The 14,086-nt window shown below is 47.6% G+C and carries 15 protein-coding genes; 6 read left to right on the forward strand and 9 right to left on the reverse strand.

Annotation, left to right across the window (positions count from 1 at the left end; genetic code table 11):
• Nucleotides 1-143: 143 nt before the first annotated feature.
• From PRUB_RS14965 to PRUB_RS14985, 5 genes are all read right to left on the reverse strand, one after another.
• A complete protein-coding gene (locus PRUB_RS14965) occupies nucleotides 144-899 on the reverse strand; it encodes a type 1 glutamine amidotransferase domain-containing protein (protein WP_010381941.1) in 756 nt (251 codons plus the stop codon).
• Nucleotides 900-1,332: 433 nt separating this feature from the next.
• A complete protein-coding gene (locus PRUB_RS14970) occupies nucleotides 1,333-1,743 on the reverse strand; it encodes a hypothetical protein (RefSeq protein ID WP_155946193.1) in 411 nt (136 codons plus the stop codon).
• 78 nt (nucleotides 1,744-1,821) lie between these two features.
• Complete coding sequence (locus PRUB_RS14975) at nucleotides 1,822-2,313, reverse strand: GNAT family N-acetyltransferase (protein WP_010381947.1); 492 nt, start codon at nucleotides 2,311-2,313, stop codon at nucleotides 1,822-1,824.
• A gap of 104 nt (nucleotides 2,314-2,417) precedes the next feature.
• A complete protein-coding gene (locus PRUB_RS14980; RefSeq protein WP_010381949.1) occupies nucleotides 2,418-2,978 on the reverse strand; it encodes a hypothetical protein in 561 nt (186 codons plus the stop codon).
• 222 nt (nucleotides 2,979-3,200) lie between these two features.
• Complete coding sequence (locus PRUB_RS14985) at nucleotides 3,201-3,560, reverse strand: hypothetical protein (RefSeq protein WP_010381952.1); 360 nt, start codon at nucleotides 3,558-3,560, stop codon at nucleotides 3,201-3,203.
• Nucleotides 3,561-4,050: 490 nt separating this feature from the next.
• Here PRUB_RS14985 and PRUB_RS14990 point away from each other — a divergent pair, with 490 nt between their 5' ends.
• Genes PRUB_RS14990 through PRUB_RS15010 form a run of 5 tightly spaced genes read left to right on the forward strand, consistent with a single transcriptional unit; the run spans nucleotide 4,051 to nucleotide 11,117 of the window.
• A complete protein-coding gene (locus PRUB_RS14990) occupies nucleotides 4,051-5,298 on the forward strand; it encodes an HlyD family secretion protein (protein WP_010381954.1) in 1,248 nt (415 codons plus the stop codon).
• Between the two features lie 10 nt (nucleotides 5,299-5,308).
• Entirely contained in the window at nucleotides 5,309-6,016 is a 708-nt protein-coding gene (locus tag PRUB_RS14995) for an ABC transporter ATP-binding protein (protein WP_010381957.1), read from the forward strand.
• Complete coding sequence (locus PRUB_RS15000) at nucleotides 6,013-8,400, forward strand: ABC transporter permease (RefSeq protein WP_010381961.1); 2,388 nt, start codon at nucleotides 6,013-6,015, stop codon at nucleotides 8,398-8,400. Before PRUB_RS14995 ends, PRUB_RS15000 begins: the two co-directional genes overlap by 4 nt.
• A gap of 18 nt (nucleotides 8,401-8,418) precedes the next feature.
• A complete protein-coding gene (locus tag PRUB_RS15005) occupies nucleotides 8,419-9,825 on the forward strand; it encodes a sigma-54-dependent transcriptional regulator (protein WP_010381963.1) in 1,407 nt (468 codons plus the stop codon).
• Between the two features lie 2 nt (nucleotides 9,826-9,827).
• Nucleotides 9,828-11,117, forward strand: coding sequence for a sensor histidine kinase (locus PRUB_RS15010; protein WP_010381965.1), 1,290 nt, complete (start codon nucleotides 9,828-9,830; stop codon nucleotides 11,115-11,117).
• Nucleotides 11,118-11,128: 11 nt separating this feature from the next.
• Here PRUB_RS15010 and PRUB_RS15015 read toward each other — a convergent pair whose 3' ends face one another.
• The 3 genes from PRUB_RS15015 to PRUB_RS15025 all read right to left on the reverse strand — a co-directional run bounded on the left by PRUB_RS15015 (nucleotide 11,129) and on the right by PRUB_RS15025 (nucleotide 13,159).
• A complete protein-coding gene (locus tag PRUB_RS15015; RefSeq protein ID WP_422624410.1) occupies nucleotides 11,129-11,620 on the reverse strand; it encodes a lipocalin family protein in 492 nt (163 codons plus the stop codon).
• Between the two features lie 217 nt (nucleotides 11,621-11,837).
• Complete coding sequence (locus PRUB_RS15020; protein ID WP_010381971.1) at nucleotides 11,838-12,173, reverse strand: zinc ribbon domain-containing protein YjdM; 336 nt, start codon at nucleotides 12,171-12,173, stop codon at nucleotides 11,838-11,840.
• Nucleotides 12,174-12,289: 116 nt separating this feature from the next.
• Complete coding sequence (locus PRUB_RS15025) at nucleotides 12,290-13,159, reverse strand: LysR family transcriptional regulator (RefSeq protein ID WP_010381974.1); 870 nt, start codon at nucleotides 13,157-13,159, stop codon at nucleotides 12,290-12,292.
• A 93-nt stretch (nucleotides 13,160-13,252) separates the two neighbouring features.
• Here PRUB_RS15025 and PRUB_RS15030 point away from each other — a divergent pair, with 93 nt between their 5' ends.
• Complete coding sequence (locus PRUB_RS15030) at nucleotides 13,253-13,759, forward strand: lactoylglutathione lyase family protein (protein WP_010381975.1); 507 nt, start codon at nucleotides 13,253-13,255, stop codon at nucleotides 13,757-13,759.
• Between the two features lie 31 nt (nucleotides 13,760-13,790).
• Here the strand turns inward: PRUB_RS15030 and PRUB_RS15035 are convergent, their stop codons facing one another.
• Nucleotides 13,791-13,985, reverse strand: coding sequence for a hypothetical protein (locus tag PRUB_RS15035; RefSeq protein ID WP_010381977.1), 195 nt, complete (start codon nucleotides 13,983-13,985; stop codon nucleotides 13,791-13,793).
• Between the last annotated feature and the right edge of the window lie 101 nt (nucleotides 13,986-14,086).

The following is a 14,086-nucleotide window of genomic DNA, read 5'->3' on the forward strand; positions in this document are numbered from 1 at the left end:
TGACCTCACCGGTGAAGCCGAAAAAATGGCCTTAATTACCTGTGTTAGAAATGTGGCCATTACCTTGAACGCGATGCGCAGAGACAGAACTATGTGAGAAGCGCCAAATACTGAAGGTTAGCTCTTGACGCCATAACCTTTTGTTAAGTGCCACTATTCGTGATAATCATTTCTTTTGCAACCAGAGCCGCTGATGGTAAAAACATAGTTGTAACAACACGTTGGTCAATAACAACATCATGTTTATTTTTTAATGTTTCCTTATTTTGCGCAAATGCCCCGTTCTTATTAAGCTGGCTTTCAATCAAAAAGGGGAGTAGCGTCCCTTGTTTTGCCCACTTTTTCGATTTTTCTGTAGAGTTAGGGAAACCTGCGACTTTTTTACCCTTAACGAGAAATTGCCCGGAAGCCAGTTTCACGTTAGCAATACCTGCTGCCCCATGACCGCCCGTGCCTACAATACCGCCCGACTCATAGATTCTGGCAATGATTGACTGTATTTCTTTATTGCTCGCCACATCAAAAACAGGGCCGTACCCTCCACCTATATATACGCCCCAGTAGTCATCAGGGTTAACGTCTTCAGGTTTAAGTGAATTGTTAGCTTTACCTAAAAAGTTCTCGTATTTTATTGTATAACTGCTTATTCCGAGCGGGTCCATCATAAAAGGAACTTTCCCGCCTTGAGGAGATACAAAGTCTACGTCAAAGCCATGATTAACAAACACATGATATGGCGGTGCCACTTCCCATAGGTTGTTTCTTGCATCATGTTTTTCTGGATCTCCCATGTTTTCCATATTTGATACAATAATCAGTACTTTCTTAGCTGGCTCAGCGTACAAAACACTTGATAGCAACAGACAAAGTGCACTAAAAAATAAACTAAAAAACTTCATAATTCCCCTTAATTAAACCTGTGCCACAAAGGCACATAACCTGTTGATTTTTATACCCTATTACATTTCACCATGAATACCCAGCAATAAATTCCCGATAACAGAAACTTTTACCTCCCCTCTCAAGTGTTTTTTGCACAGGTTCTCGCACACTTGATGCTATCCAGCTATCGCTTGCCTGAGATCATTAGTTCTGACATATTAGTTAACTGCCCACAGTCAAATTCGGCAAAGAGGTCGGACGACGAAATGATTATTTTATGACAGGGAACCGATTACACGGGGCTATACACGAATACGTGGGCTTGATACATCAGCTTGGGCGAGCGCAATTATTTAGGGAACTCCATGCGTTGCTGTAGCTGACTTAAAATATAGGCGCGAACAAAAACACCGGTTTCCGCCCGTGTTTACAACCTGATTAGATTACTGTTCATAAACACGTATTACTGCGAATTCTGCGTACTTTACGCCCTGCGCTTGAAATAAACACAAATGATTTATCATCGATAGTGACTACTTTGTCTGTAACTATTATGCCTGTGGGTAACGGATTGTGACCATTACTTGCTGTTACCGTGATCGTAAGTTGCCCACCTTTAATCAACCAACTGCCGAGGGTAATTGAGTCTATTGAATTACATTTACCAGAAGTGTATTGAATATGCTCTATAGTGCCATCACTTCTATAAGTGCTAATATGACCTTCTTGCCCATAGTACTTATCTGTTTTTGAAATTGTCCATGACCCAACCAGTTTTTTTGAAAGTTCAAAATCTGAAATTGGTTGAGCAGTAACATCAACAGATACAGATAACAGAAACGCGACTATTCTATGTTTCAATTTAAGCTCCATTTTTAAACAAACCTGACGCCTTGCTCTGCCGCCTCCGGGGTGTAGGCGATCGGATGCAGCAACTTGTTATACCACTAAAACTTTCTCCATTAAGACTGCATTTTTTCCATAGTCGGGATATAGATTTGCTTCTGAGATTTCCTTGAAGCCTAGTAAAGACCAAAAGCGACTTGCGCCTTGAACGGCGACAAGAGTGATTCTCTTAACCCCTTTCTTTACAGACACTTCTACTAGCACTTCCATCATTGAACGACCAATCCCTTGGCCCTTATAATGTGGACCAACCGCCATATCATGGAGAAACAGGGTGTCGCTATCTACAACGTCTTCTGGCAAAGGCTCAAACAATTTTGGTGGCTCACTCCCAGTCCATGGGTGTGCCAGCAAATAACCTAACACACCATCTCGATCTGAAACGCAGACAAAGCAAGTGTCCGGTGATGCCGATTGCTTAGACTTAAGAACATCTAATTCTTCTAAGCCAATTTCATGATAGGCACTATCTTGAACTTCTAAGATCCCTACCCAGTTCTTTTCTTTGATTTCTTGAATTTTCATGTGTTTTATATGACAGCGTCAGAGGATGATACTACTTGGCTATACTAGCGCAACGAAACGGAGCTGAGCCAAGCGTTAGCAGCCCCACTTACTTAATGCGCTGGTTATATTTCACTGTGTACTGAACAATTAGCATGCTTTCCAAAGTGGTCAACAGCAAAGCTAAGCAGTACCTTGATCATGAAAAAAATACTCACCATCAAAAACCAAAGTGGCAGTGATAAATAAATCAATAAAAGGATGCCATAGCACATAAAATTGGCAGCAACGAAAAATTGAATTGACTTCCCCTTTAGCGCATTGACTATAAATGCTGACACGATAGTGTAGCCCCAAATCATGATTGCACTGCCCATGGGTTCAGAAAGCAACCATGCAATAGCTAAAATATGCACATGAATAGCGATAAAAATTAGGCGACTTTTGGGCCGCTGAGAATAAAATTCATTAGTGCCATAGCTAAAATTAGCAATGCAGCCTGCCAACACATCAAAGATTAATAGAAAAGCTATGATTGATTTCCAATTATCTAAGCTTATATCTGCAACTGAATAAACAATCCAACTTCCGAACAAGGCAAATACAATCGTACAGCAAACCTCTAAAAGTGATTGTTTTTCACCAAATACTTCGAAAAGAAATTCCGGGGTTTTAAAGTACCTCATTGTCTGTGTACCACTTCCTTATATTCATCCAATATTGATGTGAAATATAACGCCATAATAGAGCAGCCAATATTGATGTGAAATATAACGCCATAATAGAGCAGCCAATACTTAGGTTGCTTTGTGTTAATTTGGAGCAAAGCGACAACACAAAGCAACTGGAGTGTTGAACATCCAACCGACCCGTTTTTATCGGCGCTATTTAATTTCCTTGTTAATAGTTTAGTTTGGCAACTTAATACGTTTAAATATGAATACTCTTGTACCCATTTGAAGATTAAGTTCATGTTTATTTCTTAGTAGAATCTTTAACTTCTGACTTTGAGCACCATTTTGTAAGAAAGATGGCTGATTAACCTTACGGTTAAAGAAGTAGAAATAGTCGTTATCGAACTCAATATTTCCACTTTCGATGATGGGCTCTTTTGGATCGAAACCGTAGCAATCATTATAAATCCTATAATTATCACCCTTAAGTTTTAGGGCATCAGGACATTCAAGTTCTTCACCATACTGGAGCCACGTGTCAGCACTTACCGGAAAGTTCAGTAGGAATGTAAAGATAGCTACTATTCTGCTCATAACCAAAGACTGCTACCAGTATATTTGTGAGAATGTCAGCTAAAGCCTGTTCCCAGGTTTCTCCAGCCCACCACAAAAAAATTAACATAATAGGAACAACCTACCACCCAGAGCCCTGCCCTGCAAGCCTGATGCTACCCGCAAAAAGCGAGCCTTGGTATTGGCGAGACTTGAGCGCTTGGATAAAACGCGCATTTAGACTGGCATTAATTTTTGCCTGTGTATCTGCGTATATGTCTTTTGGTATGTACTAGCAGCATTCGCGGAAAAAAAACGTGTTTTTGGCTACTTATTCACTTTAGCGCGAGCTACAGAAATCTGACAAACTCAACATAGAGCACTCTCCCATTTCCAAAAATCGCAATTCCATTTCCACAAACAAAGTCGTTCAAACATACTCAAAAAACAGACAAACCAAATAAATACAAACACTTAAAAAATGGCACATACCTTGTAACGCCTACTATGAAGTACCCATAGAGGATTGAGTATGGACATACAAGTCGAACAAAAAAAGAACATTAACGTAAACTGGCTATGGCTGGGTGGGATTGTATTGCTCGTTATCGTGACAGGCTGGCTGCTTGTCCAACCCAGCGCGCAGGCCTCTTTGCCGGCAGAGGATGCCTGGATTGGTGAGGTCAGACAGGGAGACTTAGTCATTTCAGTGGCTGGGTTTGGTCAGCTTAAATCACGCACGCCACGTTTGATCAGTGCTGCCAGTGAGGCCACGGTAGAAGAAATTGTCTTGCGCCCGGGTGTTGAAGTTACGCCCGACAGTGTGATCATGCGACTTAAGGATGCCAGCCTGACTCAGTCGCTAAAGGACGCAAAACGGGCGCTACAACAGGCAAAAGATCAGTATTTACAGTCAAACATTAATCAGCAGCGTGAAATGCTGTCGCATCAGGCAGATCTGGAGATCTTAAAATCTGACTTAGAGCGCGCTGAGCTGGAGGTATCTGCTCAGGCAGGTCTGGTTGAGGATGGTGCAGTATCCAAGCTGGATTATCAGCGTACAGTTCTGGAGCATCGCCAGCTGACCCGCAGGATAGACATAGAACAGCGTCGTATTAGTCAGCTTGAAACCTTGCATCAGGCTAACTTACAGCTGGCCAACTCGGATATCGAAGCTGCCGAAGAGGCTTATCAGCTGATCCAGCATAGAGTTGACCGACTTACTGTACGGGCGGGGATCACAGGTGTGGTACAGCAGGTACATGTCGAACTGGGGCAAAGTGTCCCCATGGGCGCGCAGCTGGCGCTGGTTGGCAGCACCCGCGATTTATATGCCCAACTGCAAATACCACAGGCGTATGCGGAGCAAGTAGCACTAGCGCAATCGGTTCAGGTAAACACCCGCTCAGATCTAATCACAGGTACTGTCTCACGCATAAATCCTGTGGTGCAAAACGGTAATATTGAGGTTGAAGTAGCACTGCCCGCGACTTTACCCGACAGCGCCCGGCCCGAACTCAATATTGAAGGCACCATACATATCAACACACTCATCGACGCGCTGTTTATCGACAAGCCTGTTGGTGCCAAAGCCTTTAGCCATGCCACTTTGTACCGTATCGACACGAATACCCAACAAGCACATGCCATTGAGGTACACTATGGCGCCCAAACCGCACAGCATATTCAGTTGCTATCCGGCGCACAGCCAGAGCAGCGCTTTATTCTGTCGGATATGGCATCCTATCAGGATGAGCCGGTCGTGTACCTGAGTAAATAAGGAGACCAAAATGAACAACAAATGCGTTATTAAACTCACAGATATCACCAAACACTTCCTGCTCAGTGGTATGGAAACACAAGCCTTACGTGGCGTGAACCTGAGTATCAACGAGGGTGAATATGTTTCTATCTCTGGCCCATCCGGTTGCGGCAAATCTACCCTGCTCAATATTCTGGGCCTGTTAGACACACCTACCGGTGGCCGTTATCAAATTGCCGGAAACGACGTCAGCCAGCTCAGTGTTAATCAACGCGCAACATTAAGAAACAAGCACATTGGCTTTGTCTTTCAGTCGTTCAACCTGATAGATGAGTTGAATGTATTCGATAATCTGGCGCTGCCAGTTAAGTACAGCGAGCACCCCCTGAATGGCACTCAGCTCAAAGATCGAATAATGCACTGTCTGGAGCTGGTACAAATGACACACCGGATAGATCATCAGCCCAATCAACTGTCGGGTGGCCAGCAACAGCGTATTGCCATCGCCCGTGCGCTGGTCAATCAGCCGGATATTCTGCTAATAGACGAACCCACAGGTAACCTGGATTCCAAAAATGGTGATGCCGTCATGCAAATGTTGCACGATTTAAATGCACAAGGCACCACCATGTGCATGGTGACGCACGACCCGAGATATGCCGATATGGCCAGTCGCAAACTGTTTCTGCTTGATGGCGTTATGGTGGATGAAGTGAAGCTGGAGATGGCAGGATGATCAAAGAAGAACTTAAACTGGCCGCGTCTAACCTGAAAAAGTTACCCGGCTTTAGCTTCACTGTGATTTTCACACTCGCGCTGACCCTGGCAGCACTGTGTGTGGTGATCAACATCAATCACCGGTTGCTGACCAAGCCTTTACCCTACCCCAATGCCGATACCTTATGGGTCACAGATCAGAGCGAAACCATCAATGGCGAGACGCAATACGGCTTTCAGATGTTGCCAACTCAAACGCTGATCTACCAGGACGAACAGTTTATTGATGAAATGGCCATGCTGCATCACACCTCTCCTCGCCTGATGGATGTCGACGGACGACCCACCGTGGATGTGCTGCGTGTTTCCCCCGAATTTTTCTCGTTACTCGGCGTGCCCATGCATTTGGGTCGCGCACTGAGCAGCAATGAAGGGATCAGTGATGAACAAAAAGTGCTGGTGCTAAATTATCAGACCTGGCTGGAAGACTTCAACGCAGATCCCGCCATAATTGGCACCTTTACCCAGCTTAACCGGGTGGCTTACCAAATTGTCGGAGTCGTTGCCGAGGATTTTGAAGTACCAGAGATTTTCCGCAGCTCTGAGATCAGTGGATTCAGCAGCTTTCCAGAAGCACTCAGCACCACTAATAACTGGAACAGCATCAGCAGCCAGTTTAACGGGATCGCTCGCTTTAAGCCGGGTGTGAACACAGCGCAGGCCAATCACGCGCTGGGTGAGCAAATCAATACTCTGTATCAATCCCAGGAAAATGTTGCCCCCGATACTGCCATCGGCGCACGCTTCACGCCATTGCGTACCAGGATCATCGCCGAAAGCGATAATCTGGCACTGAGTTTGTTGTTTTCCGCGGCAGTGCTGGTTTTGATTGCGCTGACCAATGTCACCAACCTGTTTTTATCACGGGGCGCACAAAAGCAACGGACTATGGCAATTCAGGCTGCACTGGGAGCCAAACCGCGCCATATTTTCATCAGTATGTTTTGTGAAAGTGCTTTACTGATTGGCGCCGCAACCGTGCTGGGCTTGCTAGGCGCGCAGTGGCTGAATGTCCTGTTGGCCGAAGATCTGAGCTATCTGTTCACTCGTATGCAGGCTTTGTCGCTCGATGCACCCACTATTGTGATTGCAATGATCCTGGCGCTGCTTATCACCCTGCTCATTGCCGCCATCACCAGCAGTCAGGTGAACTACCATGCCCTGACAGGCGCCCTGCATGCCAGCGGCAAAGGCACGGGTACACAAATCTCAGCCCGTACCCGCCATATCCTGGTGGCACTGCAAGTCATGTTTGCCAGTTTATTGCTGTTTCTGGCGGCCAATAAACTTCTGCCCGCCTATCATAAAATGACCCACCCGACCGGATTCAACACCGAACACCTCTACTATGTGCGTGTTGATGGCAGCGCCACTGAGATTGACTCATTTGAACTCACCCGGCAGGTTAAAAACACCCTGAGCACACAAGCAAATGTCAATGCTGTGGCAGCCAGTATGACCTCTCCGTTGGTCATGGGCTGGAAAAACTACCTGTATGACGAACAAATTTCGCTACTGGGCATAACCAGCATGGCGTTTTTAGATCAGGATGCCTTTACCACCTTATCTTTGCCTGTCAGGCAAGGGCGCAGCTTTACCCCAATTGCAGCATCCGGTGAAGATAACAACGAAATTATCATCTCAGACTCACTGGCCAAACGCCTGTATGGCACAAACAACCCGCTGGGAAAAACGCTGTATATCGACCAGGAAACCCCCAGACAAGTTGTTGGAGTCGTAGGCGATGTATACGTGCCCACCGGCCCACTAGGGTATGAATTGGAGCGCTACTACGTGCCGCTCACCGAAGGCAGCAGTGCGTTTATTATCAAAGCCAGCGGGCCTTTGTCAAAAGCGCAGCTTGGCGAGTCACTCAGGGATATTCATCCGACCTTAAACTTCTCGGTTTTCAGGAAAGTGGATGATATGCTCAGTCAGCGACTCAGACAGACCTGGCTTCAGGCCATGCTGACCGTGGCGCTGCTAACACTGACACTGAGCCTGGCTGGCGCGGGAATATACGGTGTACTTACCTACAGCGTGCAAATGCGCCGTTACGAGTTGGGCATTCATTTGTCTCTGGGTGCACACACGCATAAGCTGGCCGCCATGATCATAAAACAGAGTTTTGTGCCTATTTTTACCGGCCTGGCCGTGAGCCTGATGATTGCAAGCCTCGGTTATCTGGTGTGGTCTCGCATCGGCGACGGACCAGTCGATGTGAACTGGCTGGCCATTATCAGCAGCATTCCGGTGATGTTACTGGTCGCACTGATTGCCAGTTATCTGCCAGTACAAAAGGTGATCCGCCAGGACCCAATCCGGGCATTGAGAAATGAATAACAAATCGAACAACAGTCAATGAGGATATGCAGGCGCTTCAAAGCGCCTGCCAGTTATACCATGCAAGGCACCCTACTTATCGTAGATGACAAGGCCGATATTCGCCTGAGTCTTCACATGCTGCTGAAAAACAGCGGCTTTACCACCCTTCAATGCAGCTCATTGAGTGCGGCAGCAGACACGCTTGCACAACACGCCGTCGACCTGGTGTTGCTCGATATGAATTATGAGCTGGATACCACATCAGGTCAGGAAGGCCTGCAATTTTTATCTGAGCATGCCAAAGCAACCCCATCCAGCCCGGCGTTTATTGCTATGACTGCCTGGTCGAGTGTAACCCTGGCTGTCGAAGCCATGCAGCGAGGCGCTGTGGATTTTTTTGCTAAGCCCTGGGACAACCACGCCGTACTGATGATGATCAAAAAACACCTGGGACTCAGACAAATGGCCCAGGCTCAGCAAAGCGCAATACCCCAAGCTCAAAAAGCGTCTGACACAACGCTGCTGTGGCTCAGCCCGCAGATGCAAACACTCAAAAAACAGCTAGACCGGGTTGCGCCAACCGGTGCCAATATTTTGCTTCGCGGTGAGAACGGCACAGGTAAATCCAAGATTGCTCAATATCTCCACCAACACAGTGTCCGGGCAGGCAAACTGATCAGTGTGAACATGGCGGCTATCCCAGAGCCCTTGTTCGAAAGCGAACTATTTGGTCATGTTAAAGGCGCCTTTACCGATGCCAGGCAGAACCGCGAGGGTCGTTTTGCTCAGGCCACTGGCGGCACCCTGTTTTTAGATGAAATTGCCACTCTGAGCGACGCGCAACAAGCTAAGCTATTGCGGGTACTGGAAAATGGCGAATACGAGCCTGTAGGCGCAGAGCATACGCTTCACGCCGATTGTCGCCTGATCAGCGCCACCAATGCAGATTTAGAGGCGCAGCAAACACAAGGGGGATTTCGCCAGGATCTGTATTTCAGACTCAACACCATAGAGCTGACTGTGCCACCCCTGCGCCAGCGCAGTGATGAAATCATCCCGCTGGCAAAACATTTTATCTCGCACCATGCGCAAACCTACGGCTTGCCTGAGCTAGCTTTGTCTGGTTGTGCATGCGACACCTTGCAAGCTTACCACTGGCCGGGAAATGTACGGGAGTTAAGTCATATCATGGAGCGTGCCATACTGATGTGTGACGAGCCCGAGATCACCGCCCGGCAGTTGCAAATAAAAGCCGTCAAAACCGAGCTCAACAACCCGATATCAGAGCTGGTAACACTGGAGCAGGCAGAGAAAAAACTCATCCGAATGGCACTGGCTCAGTGTCAGGATAGTGTTGAAGATGCCGCACTCCTGCTGGGGATCAGTAAAAGTGCGCTGTATCGGCGTATGGATAAATTCAACATTAAAACCCGGCAGGCATAAATATGGTGGCGCTGAGTTACGAACGATCCGCGACCCTATTTTGCATGCTCATCTGGCTGCTACTAGCCTCGCTTAGCACCGCGTTACTATTCAGTCTGGGCAGTGGCTGGCTGGGTATCATTACACTGTGGATATTGGGGTTGTGCCCGGCTGCGCTGCTGTTACAGCATGTCAAAGAGCGTCTCGTTCAGCCTTTTTACCATCTGACAACCACCATTGAAGCCATGCGGCTCGAAGATTATGGTCAGCGCTTTTACAGTACCGACAAAAACGGCATTCTGGCCCAGCTGCAAACCGAAACCAGCCAACTATGTGACCATTTACAAGCGTATAAATCTGCACGGGATCATCAGGCAATCTTATTATTCAGGCTCATTGAGCAGCTGCCCAGCCCCATTGTAGTGTTTGATGAAAGCAACACGCTGGTTCATGCCAACGACGCTTTTTCAAACTGGACCGGCAAACCCTGGCAAACACAAAGACGACTCAGGGCCGCTCATTTCAGCCTGACGCAAACTAACGGACAGTGGCAATTCAGTCACCCGTCGCTGGCTCAGCAATGGCAGATCCGGCAAAGCCAGATCCCCATTGACGACAGCCATGCCCATTTGTTGATCCTGACCGATGTGCAGTCTGTGGTGAGTCAGGCGCAGCGCGATGCCTGGCAAAAAATGATCCGCATTCTGAGCCATGAGATCCACAACTCACTGTCTCCCATCAAATCACTGGCACAGACACTGCAAATGTTACCACCCGGCGCCGATACGCAAGCTGATTTTGAGCAGGCGCTGGCTGTAATAGTACAGCGCAGTGACGGGCTGATGTCATTCGTCAATCGCTACGCCAGCGTTGCCCGGCAACACCAGCTGCATACAGAAACGGTGAGTATAGACGCCCTCCTCAGCCCCATGCAGGTTTTATATGACACCCGGGTCCGCTGTTCAATTGAACAGAACTTTGTACTGCATGTGGATGTCAGCCTGCTGGAACAGGTATTGGTTAACCTGATCACCAACGCGCTGGAGGCCAGCGATGAAACCGGAATGGTTGATATTATCGTTGGTAACACAGCACAATATGCGTTTATAGATATTCTGGATGAAGGTCAGGGACTCACTAACCCGGACAACCTGTTCGTGCCCTTTTACACAACCAAACCAAACGGCAAAGGCATTGGTCTGGTGCTGTGTAAAAACATTGTAGAGCAGCACAGTGGCCAGTTAACGCTGGTCAATCGTACCGATAAGACAGGTGCCAGAGCCAGAATTCAGTTACCGCTGGGGGTGGCCTGAGCAAAGCCAGATCACTGCTCAACAAAGATCAGCGCATCGGTATCAAAACCGCGTTCAGCCGCCATGCTGACAAACTTGTCGGTGATCGCCTGATCAACTTGTGGGGTTCGAGAGAGTAGCCACAAGTACTCCGTATCCGGGCCAGACACAAACGCATACTGGTAGTTATCGTGGTCGAGCTCAAACACAACATAAGCCCCATAAAACGGACCAAAGAACGACACTTTCAGGTAAGCCTCGTCGTCCTGGTTGACAAAAAACGCTTTACCTTCGGCTTCGCGCCACTGGTTCTCTGTAGCGTTGAAGCCACGATTAATGACCTTCACGCCGCCGTCTTCGCGCATACTGTATTGCGCCGTCACCCGGGTCAGGCCGCGCTCAAAAGAGTGATCCAGGCGGGCAATCTCGTACCACTTGCCCAGGTAGCGATTGAGCTCAAAATTTCCCACAGGCTGAACGCCCTGTGGCATGCCCAGACAACTACTGAGGACAAGCGTCATCATGATAATTAAGACTGTTTTCAATGTCTGCTCCTTGTATAACTAATAACGGTTAATACGACATTGCAAAGAAGTAGGTTCACAGGTTTGCAGGCTTTTCACGACATACGTGCCTGTCAGACAGAGTTTAGCAGTAATAGTATATCTTGGTTGGAAGATCCCGTGTTGGAACACGGGATGACAGGCTGAGCGCACTTGATGGTTTGAGCGAATGACCCGTTTAGGCCTTTTTCACGAATTTCGCGGTGACCATCATTTCGCCTACACCATCGACCTTGCAATCCAGTTCGTGGTCTTTTTTGTCCAGAACACGACGAACCAGAGCTTTAGTGCCAATTTTGATCACCTGAGAGCTGCCTTTGATTTTCAGATCTTTGATCACAGTCACTTTGTCGCCGTCGGCCAGCAATGCGCCGTTGGCATCTTTCACTGTGATTACGTCGTCTTCGTTGACTTCATTTGGGTTCCATTCATAGGCGCACTCCGGGCACACCAGATTACTTTGATCCTGATAAACGTATTCAGAATTACATTTCGGGCAAGGAGGTAAAGACATGCTGACTTACTACATTTTGATTCATTTGGCCTGCATAGTAATGGCTCGCACGCGGATGTGCCAGTGCTAAGCCAATATTTATTGATTTAGTGCAGACAAGAATAAACTGGTCAGTACTATAAACTGCTTTTTGCATGCTCCATCACAGTCCGCACTCTGGCAGGCAGGATTGCACGTCGCGCTGTGCACAGATAAATTGTCTCGCTCACGGGTTGGTTCAGCACATGTATCCGTATTAGTTTTTGCCGGGCAAAGGCCTCAACCGCAAAAGCAGGTAAAACACTGAACCCTATGCCCCGACTGACTGGTTCAAGGATCAGGCTTATCTGATTAGAAAACCCTCTGCGGGCAAACTGTGCGCAATGCCGGAACTGTGCAAAGTTCGCGCTGAGCAGCAATTCACTATGATGTGCGCCATCGGGGTGGTCGATGAATCCCAGTGACTGCAAGTTCTCCCAGCTCGGTTCAGCCACCTCAGCCGGCGTAACCAGCAACAAGGGTTCCGTCGCTATCGCCTCGCTCATTACCTCCGCAGACCTAGCCGCAACAGTGGTAAAACCCAGCTCAGCACTGCCATCGGCTACGGCCTTTTCAATGGCCTGATTTGGCGCAAATCTGTGATCAATGACAAGCCCGGGATGATGGCTTTGTAACGTCAACAACTGCGGATAGAGCCTGAGCCCGAGGCTCCCGGGCGACATGACCCTGACTTCTCCTTCAAAAGGCGGATCCTCCCCGATACTGCATTCCAGTTCCGACAAATCTTGCAGTATCTTTAATGCCTGAATACGCAACCGTTTACCCGCTTCTGTCAGTACGACCTGTTTCCCATCACGCAGAAACAAGGCCACACCAAAGTGCGACTCTAACTTTTGTACATGCTGGCTCACACCTGACTGAGTCATATGCAAGTGTTCAGCCGTACGGGTAAAGTGCCCTATTTCCGTCAGGGTACAAAACGTGCGGAGCCAGGTGTTATTAATCATTACAAAAAATACTTATTTTGATAATTTTTAATAATTTTACATTATAGCCTGACATTTGTAACCTGCTCACTATTCAAACACAGGAGCGTATTTATGAACCAGGTTTACCCTCGCAACTTTTCACATATCGGTATCTCAGTGCCCGACCTTGAAAAAGCCGTTGAATTTTACACTCAGGTTATGGGCTGGTATGTGATCATGGCCCCTACTGAGATCGTTGAAGACAGCAGCGCCATTGGTGAAATGTGCAGTGATGTATTTGGTCCTGGCTGGAAACGTTTTCGGATCGCACATCTGTCCACTGGCGATCGCATTGGTGTAGAGCTGTTCCAGTTTGATAACCAAACCAACCCGGATAACAACTTTGAATACTGGAAAACCGGTATTTTCCATTTTTGTGTACAAGACCCGGATGTTGAAGGCCTGGCAGATAAAATAGTGGCCGCAGGGGGCAAACGACGTATGGCAGAGCCGCGCTATTATTACCCCGGCGAAAAGCCCTACCGTATGATTTATATGGAAGATCCATTTGGTAATATCGTGGAAATATACAGCCACAGTTACGAGCTGATATACAGTGCCGGTGCATATCAGGAATAGCACCTGGCGGGGCCGTTCATAGCGGCCCTGCTTACTTAGGAGTTTGTTTGTTAGCCCCCCACAGGGCAACACCCAGCGCTATGCCAGCTCCGGCACACGGAGCAATAGAAAAAGCCAGAATATCAAATGCTACCCCAAACGTAACGCCAATCGCAGTCCCAATACCTGCACCAATTCCAATATACAAGCCCGGGTTAGGCTCGGCTTTCGCTTGCTTGTCTGTCATGGAAATTTCCTTATCTTCACACTAGATAGGCTTAAATTTATACACAGACGCAGGCTAAGCACAATACAAAATTGTATGCCAATCTCGTGCAAAAATACGAT

This window comes from Pseudoalteromonas rubra, from assembly GCF_000238295.3.
In the GTDB taxonomy this organism is placed as follows: Bacteria; Pseudomonadota; Gammaproteobacteria; order Enterobacterales; family Alteromonadaceae; genus Pseudoalteromonas; species Pseudoalteromonas rubra.